At 40.0% G+C, this 22,715-nt stretch carries 34 protein-coding genes; 20 read left to right on the top strand and 14 right to left on the bottom strand.

The features are described 5' to 3' along the window. Window positions 1–67 precede the first annotated feature (67 nt). The 4 genes from JOD21_RS04045 to JOD21_RS04030 all read left to right on the top strand — a co-directional run bounded on the left by JOD21_RS04045 (window position 68) and on the right by JOD21_RS04030 (window position 2,569). Entirely contained in the window at window positions 68–988 is a 921-nt protein-coding gene (locus tag JOD21_RS04045; protein WP_204728383.1) for an aminoglycoside phosphotransferase family protein, read from the top strand. 220 nt (window positions 989–1,208) lie between these two features. Further along, on the top strand, window positions 1,209–1,658 hold the full coding sequence (locus JOD21_RS04040) for a DUF1569 domain-containing protein (protein WP_204728382.1): 450 nt from the start codon (window positions 1,209–1,211) through the stop codon (window positions 1,656–1,658). 167 nt (window positions 1,659–1,825) lie between these two features. Further along, window positions 1,826–2,134, top strand: coding sequence for a hypothetical protein (locus tag JOD21_RS04035; RefSeq protein WP_204728381.1), 309 nt, complete (start codon window positions 1,826–1,828; stop codon window positions 2,132–2,134). A 60-nt stretch (window positions 2,135–2,194) separates the two neighbouring features. After that, a complete protein-coding gene (locus JOD21_RS04030) occupies window positions 2,195–2,569 on the top strand; it encodes a VOC family protein (protein ID WP_204728380.1) in 375 nt (124 codons plus the stop codon). A gap of 59 nt (window positions 2,570–2,628) precedes the next feature. Here the strand turns inward: JOD21_RS04030 and JOD21_RS04025 are convergent, their stop codons facing one another. Further along, complete coding sequence (locus tag JOD21_RS04025; RefSeq protein ID WP_204728379.1) at window positions 2,629–2,859, bottom strand: hypothetical protein; 231 nt, start codon at window positions 2,857–2,859, stop codon at window positions 2,629–2,631. Window positions 2,860–3,084: 225 nt separating this feature from the next. Between JOD21_RS04025 and JOD21_RS04020 the strand changes: the two genes are divergently transcribed. Next, the gene (locus JOD21_RS04020) at window positions 3,085–3,348 is read left to right on the top strand and encodes a hypothetical protein (protein ID WP_204728378.1); all 264 of its coding nucleotides are present in this window, start codon (window positions 3,085–3,087) and stop codon (window positions 3,346–3,348) included. Window positions 3,349–3,371: 23 nt separating this feature from the next. Here JOD21_RS04020 and JOD21_RS04015 read toward each other — a convergent pair whose 3' ends face one another. Beyond that, entirely contained in the window at window positions 3,372–4,190 is an 819-nt protein-coding gene (locus JOD21_RS04015) for an MBL fold metallo-hydrolase (RefSeq protein WP_204728377.1), read from the bottom strand. A 155-nt stretch (window positions 4,191–4,345) separates the two neighbouring features. Here JOD21_RS04015 and JOD21_RS04010 point away from each other — a divergent pair, with 155 nt between their 5' ends. The 3 genes from JOD21_RS04010 to JOD21_RS04000 all read left to right on the top strand — a co-directional run bounded on the left by JOD21_RS04010 (window position 4,346) and on the right by JOD21_RS04000 (window position 6,327). Then, complete coding sequence (locus tag JOD21_RS04010; RefSeq protein WP_204728376.1) at window positions 4,346–5,350, top strand: serine hydrolase domain-containing protein; 1,005 nt, start codon at window positions 4,346–4,348, stop codon at window positions 5,348–5,350. A 30-nt stretch (window positions 5,351–5,380) separates the two neighbouring features. Further along, window positions 5,381–5,821 carry a hypothetical protein gene (locus tag JOD21_RS04005; protein ID WP_204728375.1) on the top strand — a complete coding sequence of 147 codons (441 nt, stop codon included), beginning with the start codon at window positions 5,381–5,383 and terminating at the stop codon, window positions 5,819–5,821. A 224-nt stretch (window positions 5,822–6,045) separates the two neighbouring features. Beyond that, window positions 6,046–6,327 carry a DUF3784 domain-containing protein gene (locus JOD21_RS04000; protein WP_204728374.1) on the top strand — a complete coding sequence of 94 codons (282 nt, stop codon included), beginning with the start codon at window positions 6,046–6,048 and terminating at the stop codon, window positions 6,325–6,327. A 69-nt stretch (window positions 6,328–6,396) separates the two neighbouring features. Here JOD21_RS04000 and JOD21_RS03995 read toward each other — a convergent pair whose 3' ends face one another. The 3 genes from JOD21_RS03995 to JOD21_RS03985 form a co-directional block, all read right to left on the bottom strand. After that, complete coding sequence (locus JOD21_RS03995; RefSeq protein WP_204728373.1) at window positions 6,397–6,948, bottom strand: GNAT family N-acetyltransferase; 552 nt, start codon at window positions 6,946–6,948, stop codon at window positions 6,397–6,399. A gap of 208 nt (window positions 6,949–7,156) precedes the next feature. Next, on the bottom strand, window positions 7,157–7,675 hold the full coding sequence (locus tag JOD21_RS03990) for a DinB family protein (protein ID WP_204728372.1): 519 nt from the start codon (window positions 7,673–7,675) through the stop codon (window positions 7,157–7,159). 24 nt (window positions 7,676–7,699) lie between these two features. Then, window positions 7,700–8,062 carry a hypothetical protein gene (locus JOD21_RS03985; RefSeq protein ID WP_204728371.1) on the bottom strand — a complete coding sequence of 121 codons (363 nt, stop codon included), beginning with the start codon at window positions 8,060–8,062 and terminating at the stop codon, window positions 7,700–7,702. Window positions 8,063–8,236: 174 nt separating this feature from the next. Between JOD21_RS03985 and JOD21_RS03980 the strand changes: the two genes are divergently transcribed. The 3 genes from JOD21_RS03980 to JOD21_RS03970 are packed head-to-tail and all read left to right on the top strand — an operon-like array spanning window position 8,237 to window position 10,010. After that, the gene (locus tag JOD21_RS03980) at window positions 8,237–8,680 is read left to right on the top strand and encodes an NUDIX hydrolase (protein ID WP_204728370.1); all 444 of its coding nucleotides are present in this window, start codon (window positions 8,237–8,239) and stop codon (window positions 8,678–8,680) included. Between the two features lie 5 nt (window positions 8,681–8,685). Beyond that, a complete protein-coding gene (locus JOD21_RS03975) occupies window positions 8,686–9,219 on the top strand; it encodes a GNAT family N-acetyltransferase (protein ID WP_204728369.1) in 534 nt (177 codons plus the stop codon). 17 nt (window positions 9,220–9,236) lie between these two features. Next, entirely contained in the window at window positions 9,237–10,010 is a 774-nt protein-coding gene (locus JOD21_RS03970; RefSeq protein ID WP_204728368.1) for a class I SAM-dependent methyltransferase, read from the top strand. Between the two features lie 63 nt (window positions 10,011–10,073). Here JOD21_RS03970 and JOD21_RS03965 read toward each other — a convergent pair whose 3' ends face one another. Then, window positions 10,074–10,700 (bottom strand): CPBP family intramembrane glutamic endopeptidase, encoded by a 627-nt coding sequence (locus JOD21_RS03965; RefSeq protein ID WP_204728367.1) that lies wholly within the window; start codon window positions 10,698–10,700, stop codon window positions 10,074–10,076. Between the two features lie 107 nt (window positions 10,701–10,807). Between JOD21_RS03965 and JOD21_RS03960 the strand changes: the two genes are divergently transcribed. Beyond that, entirely contained in the window at window positions 10,808–11,371 is a 564-nt protein-coding gene (locus JOD21_RS03960) for a GNAT family N-acetyltransferase (RefSeq protein WP_204728366.1), read from the top strand. A gap of 439 nt (window positions 11,372–11,810) precedes the next feature. On the opposite strand, the gene JOD21_RS03955 is transcribed toward JOD21_RS03960, so the two are convergent. Further along, a complete protein-coding gene (locus JOD21_RS03955; RefSeq protein ID WP_204728365.1) occupies window positions 11,811–13,079 on the bottom strand; it encodes a S8 family peptidase in 1,269 nt (422 codons plus the stop codon). 316 nt (window positions 13,080–13,395) lie between these two features. Between JOD21_RS03955 and JOD21_RS03950 the strand changes: the two genes are divergently transcribed. From JOD21_RS03950 to JOD21_RS03930, 5 genes are all read left to right on the top strand, one after another. Continuing rightward, window positions 13,396–13,734, top strand: a complete 339-nt coding sequence (locus JOD21_RS03950) for an NUDIX hydrolase (RefSeq protein WP_338032867.1) — start codon at window positions 13,396–13,398, stop codon at window positions 13,732–13,734. Between the two features lie 85 nt (window positions 13,735–13,819). Beyond that, the gene (locus tag JOD21_RS03945; RefSeq protein ID WP_204728363.1) at window positions 13,820–14,242 is read left to right on the top strand and encodes an NUDIX hydrolase; all 423 of its coding nucleotides are present in this window, start codon (window positions 13,820–13,822) and stop codon (window positions 14,240–14,242) included. A 244-nt stretch (window positions 14,243–14,486) separates the two neighbouring features. Further along, complete coding sequence (locus JOD21_RS03940) at window positions 14,487–14,807, top strand: PadR family transcriptional regulator (RefSeq protein ID WP_204728362.1); 321 nt, start codon at window positions 14,487–14,489, stop codon at window positions 14,805–14,807. A gap of 16 nt (window positions 14,808–14,823) precedes the next feature. After that, window positions 14,824–15,177, top strand: a complete 354-nt coding sequence (locus tag JOD21_RS03935; protein ID WP_204728361.1) for a DUF1048 domain-containing protein — start codon at window positions 14,824–14,826, stop codon at window positions 15,175–15,177. After that, window positions 15,174–15,485, top strand: a complete 312-nt coding sequence (locus JOD21_RS03930) for a DUF1048 domain-containing protein (protein ID WP_204728360.1) — start codon at window positions 15,174–15,176, stop codon at window positions 15,483–15,485. Before JOD21_RS03935 ends, JOD21_RS03930 begins: the two co-directional genes overlap by 4 nt. Window positions 15,486–15,511: 26 nt before the next feature. On the opposite strand, the gene JOD21_RS19540 is transcribed toward JOD21_RS03930, so the two are convergent. The 4 genes from JOD21_RS19540 to JOD21_RS03910 are packed head-to-tail and all read right to left on the bottom strand — an operon-like array spanning window position 15,512 to window position 18,872. Beyond that, complete coding sequence (locus JOD21_RS19540) at window positions 15,512–16,108, bottom strand: DUF6366 family protein (RefSeq protein WP_204728474.1); 597 nt, start codon at window positions 16,106–16,108, stop codon at window positions 15,512–15,514. A 13-nt stretch (window positions 16,109–16,121) separates the two neighbouring features. Beyond that, window positions 16,122–16,430, bottom strand: coding sequence for a hypothetical protein (locus JOD21_RS03920; RefSeq protein ID WP_204728359.1), 309 nt, complete (start codon window positions 16,428–16,430; stop codon window positions 16,122–16,124). Further along, a complete protein-coding gene (locus tag JOD21_RS03915) occupies window positions 16,414–18,168 on the bottom strand; it encodes a sensor histidine kinase (RefSeq protein ID WP_204728358.1) in 1,755 nt (584 codons plus the stop codon). Before JOD21_RS03915 ends, JOD21_RS03920 begins: the two co-directional genes overlap by 17 nt. A 2-nt stretch (window positions 18,169–18,170) precedes the next feature. Continuing rightward, complete coding sequence (locus tag JOD21_RS03910; RefSeq protein WP_204728357.1) at window positions 18,171–18,872, bottom strand: response regulator transcription factor; 702 nt, start codon at window positions 18,870–18,872, stop codon at window positions 18,171–18,173. A 170-nt stretch (window positions 18,873–19,042) separates the two neighbouring features. On the opposite strand from JOD21_RS03910, the gene JOD21_RS03905 reads away from it, so the two are divergent. The 3 genes from JOD21_RS03905 (at window position 19,043) to JOD21_RS03895 (ending at window position 21,030) form a co-directional block, all read left to right on the top strand. Next, entirely contained in the window at window positions 19,043–19,729 is a 687-nt protein-coding gene (locus JOD21_RS03905) for an ABC transporter permease (protein WP_204728356.1), read from the top strand. Further along, on the top strand, window positions 19,729–20,664 hold the full coding sequence (locus JOD21_RS03900; protein ID WP_204728355.1) for an ABC transporter ATP-binding protein: 936 nt from the start codon (window positions 19,729–19,731) through the stop codon (window positions 20,662–20,664). The genes JOD21_RS03905 and JOD21_RS03900 overlap by 1 nt, the downstream gene beginning before the upstream one ends. Before the next feature lie 81 nt (window positions 20,665–20,745). Continuing rightward, entirely contained in the window at window positions 20,746–21,030 is a 285-nt protein-coding gene (locus JOD21_RS03895) for a hypothetical protein (RefSeq protein ID WP_204728354.1), read from the top strand. A gap of 156 nt (window positions 21,031–21,186) precedes the next feature. Here JOD21_RS03895 and JOD21_RS03890 read toward each other — a convergent pair whose 3' ends face one another. Genes JOD21_RS03890 through JOD21_RS03880 form a run of 3 tightly spaced genes read right to left on the bottom strand, consistent with a single transcriptional unit; the run spans window position 21,187 to window position 22,694 of the window. After that, window positions 21,187–21,924, bottom strand: coding sequence for a metallophosphoesterase family protein (locus JOD21_RS03890; protein ID WP_204728353.1), 738 nt, complete (start codon window positions 21,922–21,924; stop codon window positions 21,187–21,189). 18 nt (window positions 21,925–21,942) lie between these two features. Next, window positions 21,943–22,158 carry a hypothetical protein gene (locus JOD21_RS03885; RefSeq protein WP_204728352.1) on the bottom strand — a complete coding sequence of 72 codons (216 nt, stop codon included), beginning with the start codon at window positions 22,156–22,158 and terminating at the stop codon, window positions 21,943–21,945. Between the two features lie 47 nt (window positions 22,159–22,205). After that, window positions 22,206–22,694 (bottom strand): hypothetical protein, encoded by a 489-nt coding sequence (locus tag JOD21_RS03880; protein ID WP_204728351.1) that lies wholly within the window; start codon window positions 22,692–22,694, stop codon window positions 22,206–22,208. Between the last annotated feature and the right edge of the window lie 21 nt (window positions 22,695–22,715).

Here is a 22,715-nt window from a genome sequence, read left to right as displayed (position 1 = left end):
TCTTACTTAACTAACGGAACAGGCTAGTGAAAGATGAAATATAAATCTATCGAAAAGAGGTGAGAAAATGATTGAAACACTATTAAAGCAGATTCCTGCATTAAGCAATTATAAAGACGTTATTCAAATTAAAAAAGGGTTTTCCACAGATGAAAAATATCTCATACATACTAATGATGGCAACAAAAAGTTACTTCTTAGAACTTTTAAGTTAGAAGAATTTGAATCAAAAAAGAAAGAATATTCGATTCTGGAAAAGATGCAGGAATATAACGTTACTTGTTCACAGCCGATTGCTATAGGCCAGGCTGGGAATCGGGGGTACATGATCACATCATACATCGAGGGTAAAGATGCCGGGGAAGAACTCGGAAAATACTCAGAACAAGAACAATATAATATTGGCTATGAAGCTGGACAAGAATTGAGGAAAATCCATCAATTTGCGGCTCCTAATCATGTCTCTTGCTGGCATTCAAGGAAAGAGGAAAAACACAAGAATTATATTGATTCTTATTTAGCGTGTGGAATTAGAGTTAAAAATGATGATAAAATCATGAACTTCATTGAAGAAAATATACACCTCATGAAGGAGCGGCCGAACGTGTTTCAACATGATGATTTTCATGTTGGAAATATTATTGTAAATAATAAAAAATTCGCGGGAGTGATAGATTTTAACCGGTATGATTGGGGCGATCCTTTTCATGAATTTCTTAAAATCGGTATCTTCAGTCGGGAAGTAAGCATTCCTTTTTCAATTGGACAAATACGGGGATATCTCAATCATACTGAACCAGATGAATATTTTTGGAGACTGTATTCACTATATCTGGCAATGTGTGTTTTCTCTACTGTAATATGGACCTTGAAAACTGTTCCAGACAACTTAAATGATATGTTAGATAAAGTTTACACTTTTTTAGAAGATCATGACTACTTTAGTGAGTTAAAACCTAAATGGTATACAGAAGAGATATACGTTTGAAATACTTTTTTGTTGTGAAGGATTGTCATTAAAATGAAAGATTTCACTTAAACTAACGAATGCTTTAATTGAATAGTGGCCATCTCCCTTAATATGATTTTGAACATTCTATTCATAAGTGTGTCTAGGACAGGGAATTTTTCAACGGAGAAGTATAGTTGAACAATTAATTAGGGATATGGGTTATGGGTGGTAACAAACATGCATAGGGGGTACAAAAATGAAGAATATTTTTAATCCATCTCACGCAGAAGAAATTTTAAACAGAATCAACAATTTAAGCCCAAATTCTAAACCGCAATGGGGCCAAATGGATGTTGCAAAAATGCTGGCACATTGTTCATCCTTTCAAGACATCGCAATGGGAAACACTTTTCCATCGAGAGGTTTGTTAGGGAGAGTAATTGGGAGGTTTGTGAAACCAATTTTTTATAATGACAAGCCATTACCCCAAAACATGTCAACAATCCCTGCAATTTTGATTGTAGATGAAAAAGAATTTGATACAGAAAAAGAAGAGTTAAAACAAAAAATTATAGAATTTCAAAATAACGGTCCTCAGAATTGTGCAAATCACCCACATCCTTTTTTCGGAAAACTTACTTCCGAGCAATGGGGAAAAGGAATTTATAAGCACCTTGACCATCATTTAAGACAGTTTGGTGTATAGCACACCAAATTGGAGACTTTTTACTAACGGGGCAGCCTACTTTAATCAAGAAAGGAATGGAGAACTGCTTGTAAAAATAGAAAGGAGAGATCAACACTGATTAAGAAGCATTTTTAATAAAAAGATACTTTTCTGATAACAATGTGTCTGGGAATGGGGGCTATTTTATGAAAAGTGCAATCAAATGGTCATTATCTTTAATTATCATTATTTCATCGATTGTACTAATTGGTAACTATACACGTATTCATACTGATAAGATCGTTGCCGTACAAATTGATGAAAAGATACAAGAGAAGGATAGTTACTTCATTATGATTGATGGAGAAGAGTTTATAGTGGAAAATGAAAATACTTGGAATTTAATTGATAAAGCGAATTTATATGATATTGATTATGAATGGCACGGACATTCTACACCTGTTATCAATTACATAGTGGTTCATGGAAAATCATCAGAGAATAATAAGCACTAAAAGTTATTATATTACGCTAAAAAAGGGATCTGTAATGTTTAAATAAAGGAGAGATCAGCATTGAGCAAATCATTCATTGAACATCTGCACTACGTTAGAATTCCTGTCAGAGATCTGGAGCAGTCTGCACAGTGGTACAAAGATGTGCTGGGTCTCGAATTATTAACAATCACTGAGGATCCATTTGCGATTTTTAAAATGAATGATGGGCCATTCCTAATCACGCTGGTCCCTGCTGATGAGGATACGTTTGTACATTTTACAATCGGTAATGAAGCTGCCTTCATCCTTGGATTTGCAGTTCCTGAGTTAGAAGCGTTTCATCAGCATCTTATTAATCACGGCGTGAAGGTGGAGGATATGCAGGAAGATAAGGGCCATGCTTTTTTCAACTTCTACGATCCGAACGGTAATAAGCTTCAGTCACATTGGTAGAGTAATGAGTTCGGGCAGCAAATGGCGATGACTGATAGCATCATCACAAGAGCGCTAGATCAGAAGCTTAGTAAAAGATAAAAGAAGAGCATCAATAGAAGGTAAGAAGCTGTATAGTGCCAAATATGCTTCTTTCGATCACGGTCATATATGAGTGCTCCACTCCAAATGGCTGTAATCATTACATAAAAAACAATATCGTGACTGATCACAATATAAGACATGATACCAAGAGCTGTAATAATTCCCATAAGCACACTGAAGTTTTTATCTTTAATCGCTTTTTGCATGTTGTAACCTCCGTCACTGGTTTTTGCTTTGAGTGTCAATGATCTGCAAAATTATTGATTAATGCGTCTGGTACATAAAGATATTCACATCACAGGGCGTGACAATACAATGAAACATAAACCGTTTCGCTCCGTATCAATAGTATAAAGTTTTTTGAAGGACAACGGTTTTTTTATTAGATCTCTCCTTCTTATGTATATTTTCTTTTAAAGGAGTGACAACCATTGAAACAACTGCAAGCGATCATTGGTATTCCATCAGCGATCTTACTTCTACTAGGTCTCTACTTTAGTTATCAGCCTCTACTATACATCGCATTAGCCGGCTGTTTTGCAGCACTGGTGATTAGGCAGGTTCGTCTGCATAAGTATTCTTATATGTTAGGGCATCCTGACCGCCGATATGATGAATCCGGATATGATGCATCTGCAGACCCTTTAGATCAGGCTGAGACCTATGCGGCAGAAGAGGAGGAAAGGGAAAAATAGCTTTCCTCCTCACCAGCACTTAACTAAAACAATCGCCCTTCCAATGCCGCAATATATCTCTCCGCTGACTTCTGCACGGCAGCATCCGCCGGACCTGAAACTTCTCTATGAAAAGCATTATACAGTTCGCCAAACGCCAGTGGCTTCAGCTTCTCCGCTATAGTTTTCACTGCTTTTGCAGGGAGCGGAATCATGTTTGGGTAGCTGTACATGAAACTGACCCATTCCCGGGCTGCCGCAACCTGAATAATATCCCCGGTAAGCAGAACTGCATCATTGTCAGATTGCTTTGACCAGTGTAAGACAGCTCCTCCATCGAAGTGCCCGCCAAGTCTGTAAAGCACCAATCCTTCCGAGATCTGCAGTGATTCACCACTCCAAAAAATAATCCGGTCACTTGGCCGCTGCACCCACTGCCTGTCATCTTCATGTATGTAAATCGGACACTCGAATGCCTCAGCCCATTCCACCTGAGTCGTATAATAATGAGGGTGAGACAAAGCGATCGCATCAATTCCGCCCTCTTCTTTTATATCATTCACCGTCTTCTCATCTATGTAAGCAATACAATCCCATAACAGCCTGAAACCCCGTTCTTCTATCAGATAGGCAGTCTGACCAATCCCGAAAGACGGCTGAGTGGTGATACTTTGGAGCCCGCTTTGCTCATCAATGAATTCGTTTGTGTAAGTCCCTGATAACTGCATGTCTTCTAAAGTCGTCCACTGCTGTCCATCCGGATGGACGTACTGTCTTTCTTCCTCGCAGATCACACAGCATTCAGGCTGCTGTGAAGATGGCGGGTATTGTGTGCCGCAAGTGATGCAAATAGACTTTTCCAATTTAGATTACCTCCGTAGAATTTCTTGATATATCCATTATAGAAGATACTCAGTATAGAATATAGTGTAAGATAAGGTAAGTATTTACTTACATAAATGAAATAACAATAGATCAATGTTTATAATGAAAAAAAGATAGCAAGGGGAACTGCTAGATGAGTAGTTTTGAAGCATTACAAAAGGTGATATCCAATATGAACTTCACAGGAGCGGCTTTAGTTCAGCAGGGTCATGAAGTAATCATTAAAAATGGCTATGGAAAAGCAAACCGGAGTGACCGCATTCCTAATTCTGCAGACACAAGGTTCGGAATAGCCTCAGGCTGTAAGATTTTCACTTCCGTAGCCATTTGTCAGTTGGCAGAGGAAGGGCGGTTGACGTTTGACACACGATTGAAAGATCTGCTGACGATTCCGTTTCCTCATTTCAGTGATGACATTACTGTGCACCACTTGTTAACGCACACATCAGGAATACCCGATTATTTTGATGAAAGTGAAACAGATGATTTTGAAGATATCTGGAAAGACCGGCCGATGTATCGTATGCAATCAGCTTCAGACTTCTTACCGCTGTTCCAGCATGAAAAAATGAAGTTCGAACCGGGAGCTGAGTTTTCTTATAACAACTCCGGATTCATTCTCCTCGGACTGATTGTTGAAGAGCTGACAGGGATGTCTTTTACGGATTATGTAGAAGATCATATTTTCAAACCTGCAGGAATGACTGACTCCGGATACTTTAGAATGGATCAGCTGCCTGAGCGGACGGCGCTTGGATATATAGATGATGAAGATCACTGGAAGACAAATATTTATTCACTTCCGATTAAAGGAGGACCGGATGGAGGAGCTTTCACAACGGTAAATGACCTGAAAAAATTTTGGGACAGTCTGTTTAATGATGAGATCTTAAGAGAAGACTTCAGAAAGATTTTGCTTACGCCGCACGTGCTTAATCAGAACAATATTTATTATGGATACGGCGTCTGGATCTCGATGAAAGAGGAAGAAATATTGAAGTATTTCGTGATGGGTTTCGATCCCGGCGTGAGAATGCATTCTTCCGTGAATATGGTGACGAAGGTTCAAACACATGTGTTATCTAACACTGAGGAAAGCATTTATCCATTTGTGAAAATGTTGGATGAGAGTTTTTGAAAAATGAGGTCATCTAGTGGGGAAGATAATATGAGATATAAAAAGAGTATCATGTCTACGCTGGTTTTAATCATGTGCTTAGCAGCATGGATGATTTACTCCTATAATCAACCACCTGTATTAAAAGGCAAAAGTACCGATGGCAATTGGACAGCAGAATATGTACCAATGAAATCTAATAAAAACATCTGGCAGGGAAACCTGAAGTGGAATGGGGAAGGGCATCCAAAAATTGAAGAACTTATATTTACGTTGAACAATCATGAGACTGAACTTTCTTTAACGGAATCACAAAAAAGTAGTACAAGTATTTCTGAACTGCCATCTTTATCTACCCAACCATTAGAGGGTACTGAAGCCAGCTACGTCATCAAATGGCAACAGAATGGTGAGGAGGTAGAAGAGGTCATTAGTTTGAAACCTCAAAAAAGATTTTTTGTTGTACCGGGATTTTTTTACGGGAATAATTAAAAATAAAAAAATTACTACATATCCTGAAATACTGCACATTCAGGTCAATTGTATAAGAAAGATTCAAAAATAAGTATTATATCAGGTATCGAATAGATATTTGCGAGGATAGGTGTTCATAAACTCTTTAGGAACAGACAATAAAAATAAGCGATGGGCTTAGATGAATGCGATGCGTGCTCATGCACTTCAGGTAATTTAACATAATACAAAGGGGTATAAAAATGAATCAGCCATTACTCGTTGCGGCAATTGTATTATTTATTATCGCTTTTTTGATAGGTGTAAAAAAGCAAACATGGATTTTATCGGGGTTCAACCAGAGCAGAGTCAAAGAGCAGGATAAGCTTGCCAAAATCGTTGGCTCTTATAGTCTGATTATCGGGATTGTCATGTTAAGCGGTGGAATCATTAACTATCCTAATAGCGAGAAAATACTTTTCCCACTTATGATGATTGGTTATGTGATTTTACTTGGGTATGTAAATACCAAGATGGTTGAATAACATTTTTGAAAAAGCGAACGATTAAACTATTTTGCTGCCCCCTCTAGGATATAAGGGGGCGAAAAAGTATTATTGATTTTCCAGCCATTCTTTTCTAAGCATACTGTAAGTGACAATGTTATTGTAGTGCCCGTTTATAAACTCGGCGTCACGGTTTATGCCTTCTTGTTTGAACCCCAGACGCTCGGGTACGTTCCTGCTTCTACTATTTGCTTCCGCACACTGGACCTCCACTTTATTAAGCCCCAAATCACAAAAAGCGTGTTCACAAATTGATTTTATACAAAGTGAGATAATGCCCTTACCTTCATATTGTTTAGACAGGTAATATCCAACGCTTGTATGTTTTGTTTTCCAATTGATGAAATGAAGTGATACCATCCCCACTAATTTCCCCTCATAGAATATTCCTGAGTTAAAACCGTTGTGATCTGCGAATTGTTTTAACCAGAGAGGAATAATTGTTTCACTATAATCATCTTTTGATTTTATATGATTAACCCAGCCAAGCCACTCTTTCAGGTGTTCCCGGTTAGACTCAACTAAAGAATAGACGTCCCCGGCATGATGCGGTTGTAACAAGCCAAGGCTAATTTGTGTATTTACTTTGTATGTAAACATAGAACGCTCCTCCAAGATAGCTTATCCAATTGTATCCATATTGTACGATATAAAATAATGTTAGCCTAAAAAGTTGCTAGTTCTCCTCATATAATCATTTTAAATCTAAACTTTTAATCTATTGATGGTTTCTCATATTATAACCATCATGCGCAGGTCCACTCAAAGCAAATAAATGCAAAAAATGCACCTGCTTTTAACATGAGTTTCAAGCTGTGAAATATTTCGTCTTCAGTTCATACAGATGATGCAACTCGTGCCCGGCAGATATATATGCCAGAGCCCGGGCTGAAAACACATAGTCACCCAGCCGTCCCTGGTTCAGCCAGTTCTCATCCTTTACCTGTTCACAGGTCGTAATCATCAGCTGCCGCGTATCCCTGAAATACTCAATCAACTGTTCAACCGGAATCGAATTATAATCAAAATGCTGAACTGCTTTTTCTCTTTCAAAAAACGGCAGTGAATCTTCAAAGCCTCTCGTAATTCTGAAAATCCGATAGAGCATATTCATTTCATTATCAATCATATGGCCAAGTACTTCTTTTGCATTCCACTTATCAGACGCATATCGTTTTTGCCAATCCGAAGCAGGAAGAGATTTGAAATACGCTACTGTTTTCTGCTCATTAGATTTCAATATATCGATTAGGTTCCCATCAGGTACGCGATTGATATATGGCTCAAATGGTTTGCCGTATTCCTCTATGTTTGGTCTTATTAACAAGTTCCTCATCCTTTCATGATAACTCTACTCCCCTGGTATATACCCAATCACTTTATTTGTATCACTATCCATTAATATAGCTGGTGTGCCGGCGATCACATTTTCTGGATCATGAAATTGTATTCTCAATACTTCTTTCCCTGCATAGGCATCTTCAAATAATTCATACCTATGACTGGCCACTACTTCTGTCACCTCAGCGCTTCTCCAGTCTTCTTCAGCATTATCATCCCAGCCCTGCTCATTCACATAAGCCCAGGCAGCTTCTTTTGCTTCAAGGTATTGACCGGAATCAATCTGACCATCGTTGTCTTGTTCACCTGAACAACCGATTAGCAAAAGTGCAGCAAAAACATTTAGTATGATGAATCCGAGTCCTTTCCCCATCCTCATTTAGCCTCCTTATCATATATAAACGTATAAGATATCAGATAAAGATCAAAAGTGACGACCATATTATTCCTTTTATGCATCCATTATATGGTCTTTCTAGTGTAGAATATAGTACAAGGTAAGAAAAGGATTGATTTCATCATTTATAAGGAGAACTGAGATATCACGATGCTTACATTCGGAGAAAGGGAACCAGGAAAAGATTATATCGTCAGGCCGGCAGCCTATGCCGTTATGTTTGATTCCTCTAAAACTGAAATAGCAGTGATTCAAACGGGGAGCGGACACTACTTTTTACCAGGCGGTGCTATTGAAAATAGTGAAATGCACGAAGCATGTCTGAAAAGAGAAGCACTTGAAGAGATGGGGATAGAAATTGAAGTCACTCGCTTGATTGGGAGTGCCAATCAATATTTTCAAGCTAAAAGCGAGGACACATATTATCTAAGTGAGGGTCACTTTTATGAAGTTAAGATGGGTGAAAAGGTAACAGATCCGTCAGATGAAGACCACGTTTTGAAATGGATGAAGCCGTCTGAGGCAGTTGATTGCCTGATTCATGAACATCAGCGCTGGGCGGTAAAAAATATGATTAATAGAAAAGAGCGGTGAAGGAAATGTTTACATACATGATTAACGAAGATATTGAACTTAAATTACTGGAGACGAGGCATGCGGAAGCATTATTCAGACTGACTGATGGTTCCAGATCACATCTGCGCACGTGGCTGCCGTGGGTGGATCAGACAAAAAGTGTTGAGAACTCTAAAGGGTTCATTGAATATACGTTAAAACAATTTTCCAGTCAGGATGGTTTTCAGGCTGGAATCTGGTACAAGGGAGAGCTGGCAGGCGTGGTCGGCTTGCATGGTATTAATTGGACAAACCGGTCCACTTCAATCGGATACTGGCTGGGTGAGGATTTTCAGGGTCACGGGCTGATGACTCAGTCCTGTCAGGCTGTGATCTCTCATTGCTTTAATGAATTAAATCTGAAAAGAATAGAAATCCGGGCAGCAACTGAAAATGTAAGCAGCCAGGGTGTTCCGGAGCGGTTGGGTTTTAAAAAAGAAGGGTGTCTTGAAAAGAGCGAATGTTTGTATGGTCACTATGTTGATCATTATGTTTATGGCTTAATCAATCAGGCTTAACGTCAGGAGGATCACAAATGGATACAACACAGCAAAACAGTTCTGCATGGGACCAGAAAGTAGAAGAAGGGTCCAGATATACAAAAGCGGTCAGCACTCAAATGATCGCAAAGGCTAAACAAGGCGACTGGGGAATTACTATTACAACTGAAAAGAATGTACCGAGGAAATGGTTTCCTGAATCGTTAAAGGGTTTGAAGATTCTTTGCCTTGCTTCCGGTGGCGGACAGCAGGCGCCAATCCTTGCTGCAGCAGGAGCTGATGTAACAGTAACCGACATTTCAAAAAAACAGTTGGAACAGGATCAGATGGTCGCAGAGAGGGATCAGCTTTCACTGAAAATTGTGCAGGGAGATATGACAGATCTCAGTGATTTTGAAGACGAATTATTCGATATGGTCGTGAACCCGGTTTCTAATTTGTTTGTAAAAGACATACAACCTGTGTGGAGAGAAGCGCACCGGGTGTTAAAGAAAAATGGTGTGCTTATTGCAGGATTCACGAATCCACTTTTATGGATCTTTGACGATGAAGAAGAAAGAAAAGGTCATCTTGAAGTCAAGCATACCATTCCTTCTTCAACGCTGGATTACCTGCCGGAAGATGAAGTGGAAACGTACATACAATCCAATCAGACAATTGAATACGCTCATACCCTCGAAGACCAGATCCAGGGTCAAATTGATGCCGGCTTTGCTATTAACGGATTCTATGAGGATGATTTCGGTGGCACAAGAGTTTTGGATAAGTATATTAAAACCTTTATTGCGACGAGAGCGGTGAAGCTTTAAGGGCAGTAAGGGACAGGCCCGAACTGCCAAAAAGGGAGCATTGATGATCGTATGTATAGGTTTCTAAATCAAACTGTACAACATCAAAAAATTCCATAATGCATGTAAAAAAATGCCTGGAATCAGTGAGTTGAAATGTTTGAACAGGTAGATTGAGAATATACTGAAAATAAAAGATGGAATGAAATAATCCAGATGAAAGCAGCCAAATATAATTGAAGCGAGTACTGCCGGGAACCAGAATCGCCCCGTTTTATTGAAGAGGTAGCCAAACAAAATCCCTCTGAATAAAATCTCTTCCCAGAGGGGCGTAAATATGATCTTGGTCAATAGATCGTTCCATGAGAAATGATACAAATATTTTCTATAAGTCATTGTCTCAGCAACTTCCTGCAGATAGATAAATATGTAATGAGCGAGTACCAGCAATAACAGCATACTTAACATCGTGAGATATACTCGAAAATTTAACAGTACAGTGAAATCAAAATGCTTGATTACATAAATTCGAATCTCTCTAAAGCCCGCTGTAATCATAATAAAAAAGATAAACCAAAAAATGCTATGGTATTCTCTCAGTGAATAGAACGGTGAAAACAGTAATAGTTCGAACACAAATTCTATTAAGAAAGCTGCAAGAATAAGCATAGATATATAGAGCAAAAAAGAATAAATATACTTGTTTTTCATTCAATCCCTCCCTATTTAACATTATCATATTATTGTAAAATGATGTTAATTACTAGTGGGTTTTACTCATTCTGGACTGATTTATAAAAACTGAAAGGAGCAATAAAATGAACCCGTTGTTATTAGAAGTGCCACTGGAATTATATACAGAAAGACTGATCCTTCGTGCACCTTCGCAGACCGGGGATGGACCTGTTGTGAATGAGGCGATAAGGGATTCTTTCAAAGAGCTGAAGGAATGGTTGCCTTTCGCTCAGGAGATTCCTGCTGTTGAGGACACGGAAGTTAATTTGAGAAGTGCGCATATTAAGTTTTTAAATAGAGAAAGTTTCAGGTTTTTAATTTTTCATCGGGAAACTCAAGAGTTTATCGGAGCTGTCAGCCTTCAGGGGATAGATTGGGATATTCCCAAGTGCGAAACAGGATACTGGATTCATACGAAGTTCAGTGGAAACGGTTATATGAAAGAAGCAGTTGAAAGTGTGGTCCATTTAGGGTTGCATCAATTGAACTTTAAGAGAATTGAAATTAGATGTGAATCAGATAATCATAGAAGCCAGGCTTTAGCAGAGGCTGCAGGTTTTAGTCTTGAAGGCATTTTGAGAAATGATGACCTGTCGGCTGATGGTAGCAGGATAACGGATACTTGTTTTTATTCGGTTATTAGATAGTGGTGTTATATAGAAAGGAGACCTGTACGATTAAAAGGAAGGAGTTTTCTTATTCTCTCAAACAATAAGAGGTTATTTTATCTTGTAAATCTATTAGAGATTTTTGTGTTAGTTGTCCTTACGATCAATATCATTGTTGACCCGTTAGATGTGTCTCCCTTTTTAGCGTCGATCATTCTTATGGTCATAATATACTTAACCGAGTTTGTAAGAGCAAAGAACCCGGAAAATGTAAGTTTTATGAACACTAGATTGTATCGATATAGTATATATTTTTGTTATTTTGTGGTCATCGCATTGATGGCATTCTCTCATGAATTTTTGATTCTTTTAATCCTATTTATCGCTTATGAGGGAGTAAAGTGGAGCGTGAGAGCAATTAAGAATAAGAGGAAAAAATAAAGCCTGGGATAGAACCCCAGACTTCACTTAAATGTACTTAATTCACTTTCGCAAATCCAAATCCTGATGCCAGGTCATCCCCAACAGCAGCGCTTCTGCCGCCAAGAATATCGTTTGCTTTTGCACGGTTTTGAAGCTCAGTGCGAAGCTGGACGTGTGAGAAGCCAGGGTTTTCTGCCCATACTTTTGCTGCAAGTCCTGCTACGTGCGGTGATGCCATTGATGTACCGCTGATTGTGTTATAACCGCCATTTGGCCATGTTGAGAAGATAGCTGCACCAGGTGCCGAGATTTCAACGTCACCTTCCTGGATCAGGTAGTCACCATCACCTTTACGGACGCCTCTTGAAGAGAAATCAGCTACACGGTATGTACCGTTTTCAAATCTGTTTTCAAGTGCTGCAACTGCAACCGCATTTTCAAGTGCACCAGGGTAACCGATTGACCCCACGCGGAAACCTGAGTTTCCTGCAGCTGCAACAACCAGAACGCCTTTATCGTATGCATAGTTGACTGCGTCTTCAATCAGAGGGCTGCTTGCAGATGACCCAAGAGACATGTTAATGACTGTCTTTGTTCCAGTTGCAACTGCCTGATCTGCTGTATGACGGATCGCTGCTGCGATATCATCTGAGTAACCGGAACCGTCATCGCCAAGTACTTTGTATGCCCACAGGTCTGCATCAGGTGCTACGCCGTAAACACCTGTGCCATCACTGCCGCCATCTGCAAGAACAGAACCTGCAACGTGTGTACCGTGTCCGTCGACATCATTACATGATCCATTCACAAGCGGTGTTGCCTGAGTGAAGTCCTTACATTGTTCAACTGTTCCCTGAAGGTCGTGGTGGCCAGTGAATACACCAGTATCCAAAACGGCTACATTGATGCCTGATCCGCCTGATGTCGCACTCACGCTTCCATTATTATAGATTGCTTCAATGCCCCATGGTGTCTGATCTGCCGGTGCAGAAAAAGCAGTAGTGACATTCTCTTTGTTTCTTAATGTCTCAAGCTGGACTTCTTCAACCTTTGTCAGTTTGATATTCTTATTGTTTTGAAGGGCATTGAATTGCGCTTCATTCATATCAGTTGAAAATCCATTTGTGCCAAGCTCCCAGCGTGAATCATATTTTTTCTGCAGGGCATCTTTTGTCTTATTTGCTGATTCGCCTGACACTTCTACATATACACGGAATTTTTCAGCATTGTTCGACTGATGATCCGGTGCAGCGCTGGCCCCCGCTGGTACTGCCAAACTTGCTGCAAGTAATAGACTCATTGTGATCCTTCTCGTTTTCTTCATTTCCCCGACTCCTTTTGTCTAAATATTTTGTGAATAGATCCATCCTATCAAAAGGAATGCATCTTGTTTATCGGGAAAATTGAGAAGAAGTGTATACATAGAAGGGGTATAATTCCCTTTATATGTAACGGTTTTAGTGAAGTATAAGTATTACTTATCACTTCGGTTTGGGAAAATTGTAAGAAAGACGTGGGAATTGTGCTTGTTTATCGTTTAAATTACTAGTCAATAAACGAATAATTTGACGATAAAGGGTGTATAAGCAGGGGAATTAAACAGTTCTGGAAGGAGATATGATGATCGCTCAAGCGTTTATATAAAGAAAAATAAGGTATTGATGGTAAAACAATATGTCCAGAGAGGGGATATCGTCTGGAATTATCCGGGCGGTGGTATAGAAGAAAACGAGACTCCGGAACAGGCATGTATGAGAGAAGTCAAAGAAGAAACAGGATATGAAGTGAAGGTCATCAGGCTGCTGGATAAAAGTGAAGATAAATACACTTTTATCGCAGAGATTGTTGGTGGAACACTTTTTCTTGATTTGAAACTTGAGTCAAACGAGGACATGCTGGAGGCAGGTTGGATTTCACTTGAAGAGCGTGAGAAGTTTGATGATTTTACGGCTCCAATTTTAGCTTTGTATAATCAGTAAATATGCTGGTCTATTCATATAATTACTCAATCTGAAGTAGACCGGAATGAAAGCACAAACTGCCAGAAGAAATGGAGGAGTAAAGATGCACTCACCACCAAAACATATCATTGCTGTTTCAGCAAATATAACAAATGATGAAGGCCATACACTGCTGGTAAAAACACATTTGCGGTCAGATACGTGGGAAACGCCTGGTGGACAGGTGGAAGAAGGTGAGCCGCTTGGTCAGGCTCTTTGCAGAGAAGTGCTGGAGGAAACAGGTTTAGTGATTACGCCAATTGGCATAACCGGTGTATATTACAACGTCTCAAAAGGGTTATTAGCAGTCGTATTCAAAGCGGAATACGTGAGTGGGAACATCAAAATTCAGCCGGAAGAAATTAAAGAGGCTAAATTTATTGAACTGACTGAAGAAAATATCGATGACTATATCACCCGTCCGAATATGAAGTCCCGAACGCTTGATTGTATGAACGCGAAGAGTTTTGTGCCTTATGAGACTTGAGAAATGAATCCTTATCATTTAATGGAAAGGTTATTTTAAGAAGAAATAGACCTGTTCAGGGGATGAAAAAGTAATCATTTAATCTACAAATGATCCATCTTTTTCATTCCCTGGCTTTTTTATATAAAAAGTGAATTGACAAAACCACTATATAGTATTACTATATAGTGGTAGTTAGTATTACTTATTACTAATCATATAAATGGACTTGAGACCAGTTACTAAAATAGATACGGAGGTAAACATGGGTAATTTTAGAGAAATGATGAAAGGGGTTCTTGAGGGATGTGTCCTTGAGATCATCAGCCATGGTGAAACTTATGGTTATGAAATCACCCAAAAGCTGCGTGAGCTCGGTTTTCACGATGTAGTGGAAGGAACCGTATATACGATTACCATGCGGCTCGAGAAAAATAACCTGGTTAACATCGAAAAAAAGCCCTCAACTATGGGGCCACCCAGAAAGTTTTATACGCTTAATCCGGCAGGTGAAGAGCACCTGAAAATATTTTGGGATAAATGGGATTTCGTTTCAAGTAAGCTCGACAAACTTAAAAATAAGTAAAAGAGAGGAGAAGGACATGAATTTCTTAGAGAGAATAACCGGCAGTGATATGAACAGGGAAATGAAGAGCTTTGAGTTGCGGGTGAAAAATCTGCCGGCTGACTATCAGGCTGCGTGGAAAAAGATCAACCAAAATATTTGGGTTCACGGAGATTTCTCAGGTCGTAACCTGATGCCGATTCTAGAAAGTGTGCTCGAATTACTCGAAGTTACAGCAGCTGACGGACAGCCTATTGAAGAAGTGCTTGGAGATGATATTCAAGGCTTTACATCAGCGATTACCGGCCACTCAGGTGCGAAAACTTACAGAGACAGATGGCGTTACCAGCTCAACAGGAACGTAGCAAAAAAATTAGGAGGGCTGAAATGAACATAAAAAAGATGATCGAAGAAAAGAAGAATTGGAGAGCTCATGTTTCACGCGTGAAAGCACTTCCCCAGGATTATCAGGTGGTGTATAAAGAGATGCAAAAATATTTTTTTAAAGTTGGTCCTGTTGAATTACACAAAGGTACCGGGCTGCTCACGGACATTGTCAGCTTCTTTGAAGAAGGCGCTGCTGAAGGAAAAAATGTGCTCGAAGTTACAGGAACAGACGTAGCTGCCTTTTGCGATGCACTGATAGAAGATTCAAAAACTTACGCTGAGCTTTATCAGGATTCTATTAGACAAAAATAAAGTGCAGTCTGTGTGCCGGACTGCACTTAATCGAAATACACTGTATGTTCATACTTCATCCCAAAATGCCTGTACTCAATATCAATACGATCAATCGGTTCATCATGTATCACACTTACGCCGAAAAGTGGCAGGTCCTCAAGGGGAATTCCCTGATTAGATTCTTCAAGGTTAGGATAAGCGGGTGTGCCGGATTTGATTGTGATCATATCCAGACGTGTAAAACCGAAATCTTTTACTTCTTCGCTCATAAAGTTATCTGTGACGATCAATCCCTGCTCAGCATTACTGACTTGCAGCATCGCTTCTGAAGGTTCACCACCATCATTGACGGTAACATCCAGCAGTTGAATATCACGAAAACCCTCATTTCCAATGCCTACTACAACGGACTGTCGATCATCACTTGAAGAGATGGTTGAAATCACGATAGGAGGATTCGATTTTAATAGATAATAAAGGCTGCCGGCAATGAGCAACAGAATGATGATCCCTGTTGCTTTCCAACTCAAGCCTCCGGTTAAATCAGACAGATTGCGTCCCTGTGAACTGCCTGAAGGGTTTTTTAACTCTTTTTGCCTCAATTTTTCTCTGACTGTTTCTGCTCTGTCTTTATTGTTCACGCAGTCACCTCATTTATTTTAAAAACCTTTTCCAAAACGATTCATCATATTGTCCATCTGACATTTTAAAAAAGTGGCCCATAAAGCCTAAGTGTACTGCACCGTATTTATCTGCCGCGTCTTTAGGTGAAGGAGCATATATTGAAAAAAAGATAAAATCTGCCGTTGCTATTCGTACATTATCAGGTATTTGGATGCCTGTTTCAGCTTCATCAAACTTTATATAATCATCAGGTGTCGGATTTGTTAAAGCTGAAACAACAAGAAAGAGTGTAACTGCACTGAACATAATGATTAAAGATTTTTTAAGCGCTTTTTTCATCTTCTCCTCCAAACTGACGAACCGGTACGAGAACTCGAAAAACCGTTCCTTCTCCAGGTCTGCTCTTAACATTAATAGACCCCTTATGCAGCTGCACCAGCTGTTTTGTAATTGTCATCCCGAGACCTGTGCCGCTCCCGGAATCACTCGTATTCGTACCGCGGAAATATCGATTAAAAAGCTGGTTGATCGTGTGCTGATCCATGCCGATCCCATTATCAGCAATTGTAATCTGCAGCAGCTGATCTTCAATTTTGGCTAAAGATACTGTAACAGTTGTACCGGAAGGGTTGTATCTCAGGGCATTTTCAATCAGGTTATCCATGATTCTCTGAAACCATTTAGGATCGATTGTTGCCTGAATATTGTGATCCTCAGACTTATACTGAAGAATTTTATCGTTGTAATTAGAGTTATTCATGAAGCTGATAATTGTTGTGCGTAATAGCTCATCAACATCCGTCTGTTCCGGATTAATCGGTAATGCACCATTTTTGATCCGATACGTCAGCGTCAGATCTTCAAGTAAATCTTTCATATAAGTCGCTTTACTGCTGATCGTTCCTGCGAATGCCCGTGTTTCTTCAGGCGTCCATGAATATTCCTGTGCTTCAATCATTTTTGCGTAGCCGGAAATAGAAGCAAGCGGCGTTTTCAGATCATGTGAAATACCGCTGATCCATTCTTCCCGGGTAAGCTTGATTTTCCCTCGCTGTTCCTCGTTTTCCTTTAACGTGTCTGTGAGGTGCGATAAGTTCATAATCAGGTCTTTATATAATCTGTATTTTTTCTTCAGCTTCCCATTTCGTTTGTATAGGGCTGGCTCCTGAAGATGGTTGAGCGGCTGCTGATAGTTCCCCTGACTTAATTGATCTATCCACTTCAGCATGTGCAGCAAAGGGCTGCCGAACTTATGGGCATACCAGAACGTACTGCCCAGCAGTAAAAGAAACAATAGGATAAATATGATCAAGAAACTGTTTTCAAAAGGACTCTGAAATTGGTCTGCCGCTGCAGGACCAGATTGCTGTTTTGGCACGCCGACCAGTAATGTCTGATTCGTCGTTTCATCATGATAGGCTTGAATTGAATCTGTCTTGGACTGATTCAATGAAAGAATCTGTTCAATGGAGTAGGAGGGTGGCTTGTCTTCCGCCTGATACTGGTTGATCACATTGCCGGATTGGTCAAGCAGCTGAACGAAACCGCTGTTTTCAGTCAATAATTTAGATGTGTCATCACTGAAGTCTAATTGGCTATTCTCCCAGTCAATTTGTTCTTTTGCCTGTGCTAGAAGACCGGTTGCAACATTTTCTTTTCCAAATATCACAACAGGGGACTTGGCATCTGCTTCATCTAACTGCCAGTACGTATAATCGAATGCCTGATTATTCACCAGCAGACCTGAGAAGCCGTTCTGGTTCAGATGCGAAAGGATACTCGTTGGCGTACGGAAATTTCCCATGATCTCACCGTCTGATGAGACGACCATCAGCCATCCCTTTTGATCCTTCACAAGCTCTTGCAGACCGGCATCAAAATCGGCACTTTCATCAGATATCGTGATATTCTCTGATATAAAATAACTTTCTGCTAAGGAGAGATCATTTTTCATCTCATCGTTTTTAATCGCAAATCCGGTGATCGCCGCAGATAAGATGATTAATGAAGCAACCAGGAAAAAGATAAGCATCAGCTGGATGAACAGTTGGATTGTAAAACGTCTATGTATATTCATCGTCAGGATTGCTCCGATACGAGTTTGTACCCCAGCCCGCGCACTGTCGTAATAAGCTGCGGCTGACTCGGGTTATCCTCAATTTTTTCACGGAGCTTTCTAATATGAACCATGACTGTGTTATCCTCCCCCAGAAATTCTTCCCCCCACACGCGTTCGTACAACTGGTTTTTGCTGAACAGCTGATTCGGATGCTGACAGAAAAATACTAACAATTGATACACCTGTGCCGGTAAAGCGATGTGCTCGCCACTGACTGTCACAGTGCCCGATAAAGTGTTAACAGTAAGCGGACCATACTGATAGTGCGAGGGCTGCTGCTCAGACAGCTGACCGGCTTTTCTTCTCAGGTGAGCTTTTACCCGTGCGACTACTTCAAGCGGGTTAAATGGTTTGGTAATATAATCATCTGCACCGAGCGCGAAGCCGGATAACTTATCCAGATCGGTAGACCGAGCTGTCAGAAAAAAGATCGGTGCATCAGTTGTTTCCCTGATGAGCGGGCATATCTCAAATCCGCTGCGGTCAGGCAGCATGACATCCAGTAAGATCAGGTCATACTTTTTATGTCTGCATTGCGCGAGCGCTTCAGCCGCGGTCGCAGCAGTATCAATCAATCTGAATTGTTCTTTCTTTAAGATCGTCATGATCATCTGACTGATTGCGACTTCATCATCAACAATCAAAATCTTGGCATCCTGCATGATAAAATCTCCTGTTCCGGCAATATTTATAGTTTTATCATATCAATTCTTAACTAGAAAAAATAGGAATTAAGGTAGAATTAATGTTGAGGTTGTCAGGCGTTAAGGAAGGTCGTATAAAGTGAAGCTGTAAGATAAAATCACCGGAAGATTCGGAAGGAGTCATATTCATGTTCGCAATCAGTAAAAGAGAGTTTCTCAGATTAATGAAAGGAATTAAATCAATTATCATCATTGCCATCCTGCTGATCACAGCATATTTTTCTGCAAAGTTTTCTAGCCTGCTTCTTACGCTGGATGAGTTCACAGCAAGTGAGGCTGATATCATACATACTGCAGGATTTCTTGTCCTGCTGCTATTCTTTGGACAATTGTTTGTGATGGGATTATCGCATGACGTGATGAACCGCGAAATGCATGACCGGACGATTCGTTTTCTAGTGACCAGAACGTCCAGATTATCCATTGTGCTTGGTAAATTTCTTGGTGTGTCCTTATTCTGGTTCACATGTGTCGCCGTCTCATTTCTAATTGTGTTTTTCTTTTCTCATAGTTTTGACTGGCTGAGTTTTTTGCAGCTTATGTCTTTATTAATCTTTCAGATTGCCTTGACGATCCTGCTGTCAGTCCTGATCCCTAAGCCTGGTTTTACGATGTTTCTAGGGGTCATTGTAGGTCTTGCCTCTCCAATATTAGGATTTTGGCTGACATTAACAAACAATCCCTGGGTAAGCTGGCTTAAGTTCGCCACACCCTATTATTATCTTGAAGAAGATTATACGTTTCCTATCATTTTAGTGCTGGCAGCAGTATTGCTGGCGGTTGCGCATCTTGTTTTTCAAAGGAGAGAGTGTTAATGAATATCATCAATACGAAGCAGCTGTTTAAGAAGTATGGCAGTGTGCCTGTTGTAAAAGGAATTGATTTGACGGTTAAAAAGGGAGAAATTTTTGGGTTCCTTGGACGTAACGGGGCAGGGAAGTCAACGTTCATTAATATGTTAACGGGCATTATTCATCCAAGTGCGGGATCTTTTTCACTGTTTGGTATGACGGGTCCGACTGATGAAGTGAAAAGGCGGATTGGCGTTATGCCTGACTATTCCAGCTTTGAAAGCTCACTGACAGCAATGGGCTACCTGCGATTTCTATCTGAGCTGTCAGGCAATAAAGCATCAAAAGAGAAGTGTCTGAGCGTTTTAAAAAAGGTGGGGCTAGAAGGTGAGGCGCACAAGAAAACCGGTAAATTTTCATTCGGGATGAAAAAGAAGCTCGGCATTGCTCAGGCGATTATCCATGATCCTGAATTGATCTTCCTTGATGAACCAACATCAGGCATGGATGCAGAATCCGTTATTCAAATTCATCAGTTAATTCGTGAATTGAATAGTGAAGGGAAAACCGTGTTTATGACGTCTCATAACTTGGATGAAGTCGAAAAGCTGTGCACGCGAATTGCCATTATGAAAGATGGCCAGATCGCCAAAATCGGTTCAATGGACGAGCTCAGATCGTATTACCAGTCCACGATTCTGGTCAAGATTAAGCATGGTGAGATCCCGACATCTGAAGTGAACCAATTAACAGAGTGGCTGCTGCAGTCAGGTGAGGGACTGGAGATGAAGGAGAAGCATGTCATCATTTCAGTAAATCATGAAAAAAGAATCGCAGAGATGATACGCGCCTTTAATCAATGCAAAGTGGATATCTACCGGGTTGAGGTGGAAGAAGCGTCACTTGAGGAGATTTTCCTGGATGAGCAGACGGGTCATTCCATTAGGAAAGTAATGTGAGGCATCGCACATCAAACGTTCAATCGGTGGATAACTCATAGCAATAATATGTATAGAAAAAATTTGAAAGGATCGATTAGATTGAATGATTTTGTTTTTATATTGCTCGCTGCTGCAATTTTAAGTTTACAGTATTTTTTCTCCTATCAAAGAACTGTATATTTTGGAGCGATCATTCCTGCTCTATTTATTGCTGTATTGACCTGGATGTATGCGAACGCACACATAGATAGCTTTCTCGCTTACATATTGATTATGGCAGTCGTGCTGTTATTCCTTTTGGAGCAATGGTCACGCGGCAGGGAAAGGCTTCGGGGAAAGAGGCAACATGAATCGGATAAAATGAAAACTAATGGAATAAATTAATGATTGTTTAAAAGGTACAGGCATCATCATACGAATAAAAAACGAGCAATGACAATCAGTTGTCACTGCTCATTTTCTTATGTAGGGATTGATTGTGAAGTGTACAGAGGTGGACGAAGTGTAACTATCCATTCCTGCTTCAAAAGTTAATGGCTTTCACTGATTCCCATGAAATGCTTTAATTAAAAAATCACGTGCCGGTACCTGTAAACGCTCATAGGAAGCTAAGAAATTCTTATTATCGTACGAAGCTTCATGTAAGCTCACGGTAATTTTGTCTTGCTGTATATCTACAATTGAATAAGGAGCGACTGGCGTTGAATTGCAGCCTAAGGAGCCCGGATTCAAATAGATCGTTTCATCATCTTTGAAGTAATGGAGGGGGTGATGATGACCAAAGCAGATTAAGTTCTCTTTATTATTTTTAAAAAGAGCGCGTAAGTTATCAAGTTCAGGCTCAATGATTTTGCTAAAAGGATCTTCACTAATATGATCAGTCAATTTAGTTGAATCTATATGATAATGAATGAACAAGATCATTTTTCCTTCGATGGTTATGTTAATAGTTCGAGGAAGCTGTTCCAATTTTGGGATAAATGTTGTGTCCATATTGTCCGCTATCCACTGGTGATGCGCTCTGGCATGTGCATGGCTCAGTGGATGATCTTCACCTTTAAGCAGTGCCAAAACGGCTTCATCGTGATTTCCGGTAATCATAGATACATCTTTTCTATCAAATAGAGTTTCCAACACTTCATTCGTATCGGGACCAATCCCGATCATGTCTCCAAGACAATAAATATGTTCAATATCCTGCCTTTGATCAATTTCACTTAAAACTGCTTGTAAGGCAGGATGATTGCCATGAATATCTGCAATGATTGCAATCCTCATACTGTATCAACACCCCAATTAACTACTTCCTATCACAAATAACGACACTAAAGGTATGATGGTCGCAAAAACCAATCCGCCGGCTACTGTTGAGATCACACAGGTTCTGTATTGACCAGACGCGATTTCTTTTCGGATATAAGCCAGCCTGGAAACCCTGATAATAGATATAACGGTAACGAATATAATGACATACACAGTGATTAAAAATGCAGCCAGCGCAATAAATTCCATTAGAATGCTCCTGTCTGTAAAACGCTGTTATTCAACGAATACATTCTTTAAACCTGCTCATCTTCAGGCATCTCAATCTTAACCTCATGTTCCTGAGGGACGATCATGTAATGCACGGCACCATCTGCGACCTCAAGTGAAGTACTGTCTGAAGTTATTTCACTGACTTCCTCAATCGGCTCAGTGTTGCCATATCCATATACAACTTTATTCCCGTCAGGCAGATCAATGCTGCCACTTGAATAGGTATCATCAGACAACGAATGGTAGGTGCTCTCCTCGCGTATCCAGTTATCCCCGTCTTCCGCAAAAAGTGCCAGACCAACTCCGGAACCATCTTCATTTTCCAGGCTGAAAAATGTCAGTTTCCCGTATTCAGTATCAACCTCATCAATGATGCCTGTAAAATCGACTGTCAGGTTTTCAAGCTGTTGTTCCATCGTTGCTACGTCTTCATCTTCATTAAAAAATGCAACGATTCCAACTGTCGCCAGAAATATAAATACAAAAAAAGCTATCAACAAAACTTTTCTCATCACTGTCACCTCTCTAAATAA

Origin of the sequence: Jeotgalibacillus terrae, from assembly GCF_016908195.1 — a bacterium.
GTDB lineage: Bacteria > Bacillota > Bacilli > Bacillales > Jeotgalibacillaceae > Jeotgalibacillus > Jeotgalibacillus terrae.
This window is presented reverse-complemented; position numbering and strand designations above follow the sequence as displayed.

Excerpts from the sequence above, each read along its gene's own strand:
- JOD21_RS03975 (WP_204728369.1), top strand. The coding sequence starts at position 8,686 with ATGTTTACATACATGATTAACGAAGATATTGAACTTAAATTACTGGAG.
- JOD21_RS03900 (WP_204728355.1), top strand. The coding sequence starts at position 19,729 with ATGAATATCATCAATACGAAGCAGCTGTTTAAGAAGTATGGCAGTGTG.
- JOD21_RS04010 (WP_204728376.1), top strand. The coding sequence starts at position 4,346 with ATGAGTAGTTTTGAAGCATTACAAAAGGTGATATCCAATATGAACTTC.
- JOD21_RS03920 (WP_204728359.1), bottom strand. The coding sequence starts at position 16,430 with ATGAAAAAAGCGCTTAAAAAATCTTTAATCATTATGTTCAGTGCAGTT.
- JOD21_RS03960 (WP_204728366.1), top strand. The coding sequence starts at position 10,808 with ATGAACCCGTTGTTATTAGAAGTGCCACTGGAATTATATACAGAAAGA.
- JOD21_RS03890 (WP_204728353.1), bottom strand. The coding sequence starts at position 21,924 with ATGAGGATTGCAATCATTGCAGATATTCATGGCAATCATCCTGCCTTA.
- JOD21_RS04035 (WP_204728381.1), top strand. The coding sequence starts at position 1,826 with ATGAAAAGTGCAATCAAATGGTCATTATCTTTAATTATCATTATTTCA.
- JOD21_RS03915 (WP_204728358.1), bottom strand. The coding sequence starts at position 18,168 with ATGAATATACATAGACGTTTTACAATCCAACTGTTCATCCAGCTGATG.
- JOD21_RS03970 (WP_204728368.1), top strand. The coding sequence starts at position 9,237 with ATGGATACAACACAGCAAAACAGTTCTGCATGGGACCAGAAAGTAGAA.
- JOD21_RS03955 (WP_204728365.1), bottom strand. The coding sequence starts at position 13,079 with ATGAAGAAAACGAGAAGGATCACAATGAGTCTATTACTTGCAGCAAGT.
- JOD21_RS03905 (WP_204728356.1), top strand. The coding sequence starts at position 19,043 with ATGTTCGCAATCAGTAAAAGAGAGTTTCTCAGATTAATGAAAGGAATT.
- JOD21_RS03880 (WP_204728351.1), bottom strand. The coding sequence starts at position 22,694 with ATGAGAAAAGTTTTGTTGATAGCTTTTTTTGTATTTATATTTCTGGCG.
- JOD21_RS03885 (WP_204728352.1), bottom strand. The coding sequence starts at position 22,158 with ATGGAATTTATTGCGCTGGCTGCATTTTTAATCACTGTGTATGTCATT.
- JOD21_RS04040 (WP_204728382.1), top strand. The coding sequence starts at position 1,209 with ATGAAGAATATTTTTAATCCATCTCACGCAGAAGAAATTTTAAACAGA.
- JOD21_RS03980 (WP_204728370.1), top strand. The coding sequence starts at position 8,237 with ATGCTTACATTCGGAGAAAGGGAACCAGGAAAAGATTATATCGTCAGG.
- JOD21_RS03965 (WP_204728367.1), bottom strand. The coding sequence starts at position 10,700 with ATGAAAAACAAGTATATTTATTCTTTTTTGCTCTATATATCTATGCTT.
- JOD21_RS03910 (WP_204728357.1), bottom strand. The coding sequence starts at position 18,872 with ATGCAGGATGCCAAGATTTTGATTGTTGATGATGAAGTCGCAATCAGT.
- JOD21_RS03940 (WP_204728362.1), top strand. The coding sequence starts at position 14,487 with ATGGGTAATTTTAGAGAAATGATGAAAGGGGTTCTTGAGGGATGTGTC.
- JOD21_RS03930 (WP_204728360.1), top strand. The coding sequence starts at position 15,174 with ATGAACATAAAAAAGATGATCGAAGAAAAGAAGAATTGGAGAGCTCAT.
- JOD21_RS04005 (WP_204728375.1), top strand. The coding sequence starts at position 5,381 with ATGAGATATAAAAAGAGTATCATGTCTACGCTGGTTTTAATCATGTGC.
- JOD21_RS03985 (WP_204728371.1), bottom strand. The coding sequence starts at position 8,062 with ATGGGGAAAGGACTCGGATTCATCATACTAAATGTTTTTGCTGCACTT.
- JOD21_RS03995 (WP_204728373.1), bottom strand. The coding sequence starts at position 6,948 with ATGTTTACATACAAAGTAAATACACAAATTAGCCTTGGCTTGTTACAA.
- JOD21_RS03935 (WP_204728361.1), top strand. The coding sequence starts at position 14,824 with ATGAATTTCTTAGAGAGAATAACCGGCAGTGATATGAACAGGGAAATG.
- JOD21_RS03945 (WP_204728363.1), top strand. The coding sequence starts at position 13,820 with ATGCACTCACCACCAAAACATATCATTGCTGTTTCAGCAAATATAACA.
- JOD21_RS04000 (WP_204728374.1), top strand. The coding sequence starts at position 6,046 with ATGAATCAGCCATTACTCGTTGCGGCAATTGTATTATTTATTATCGCT.
- JOD21_RS04045 (WP_204728383.1), top strand. The coding sequence starts at position 68 with ATGATTGAAACACTATTAAAGCAGATTCCTGCATTAAGCAATTATAAA.
- JOD21_RS04025 (WP_204728379.1), bottom strand. The coding sequence starts at position 2,859 with ATGCAAAAAGCGATTAAAGATAAAAACTTCAGTGTGCTTATGGGAATT.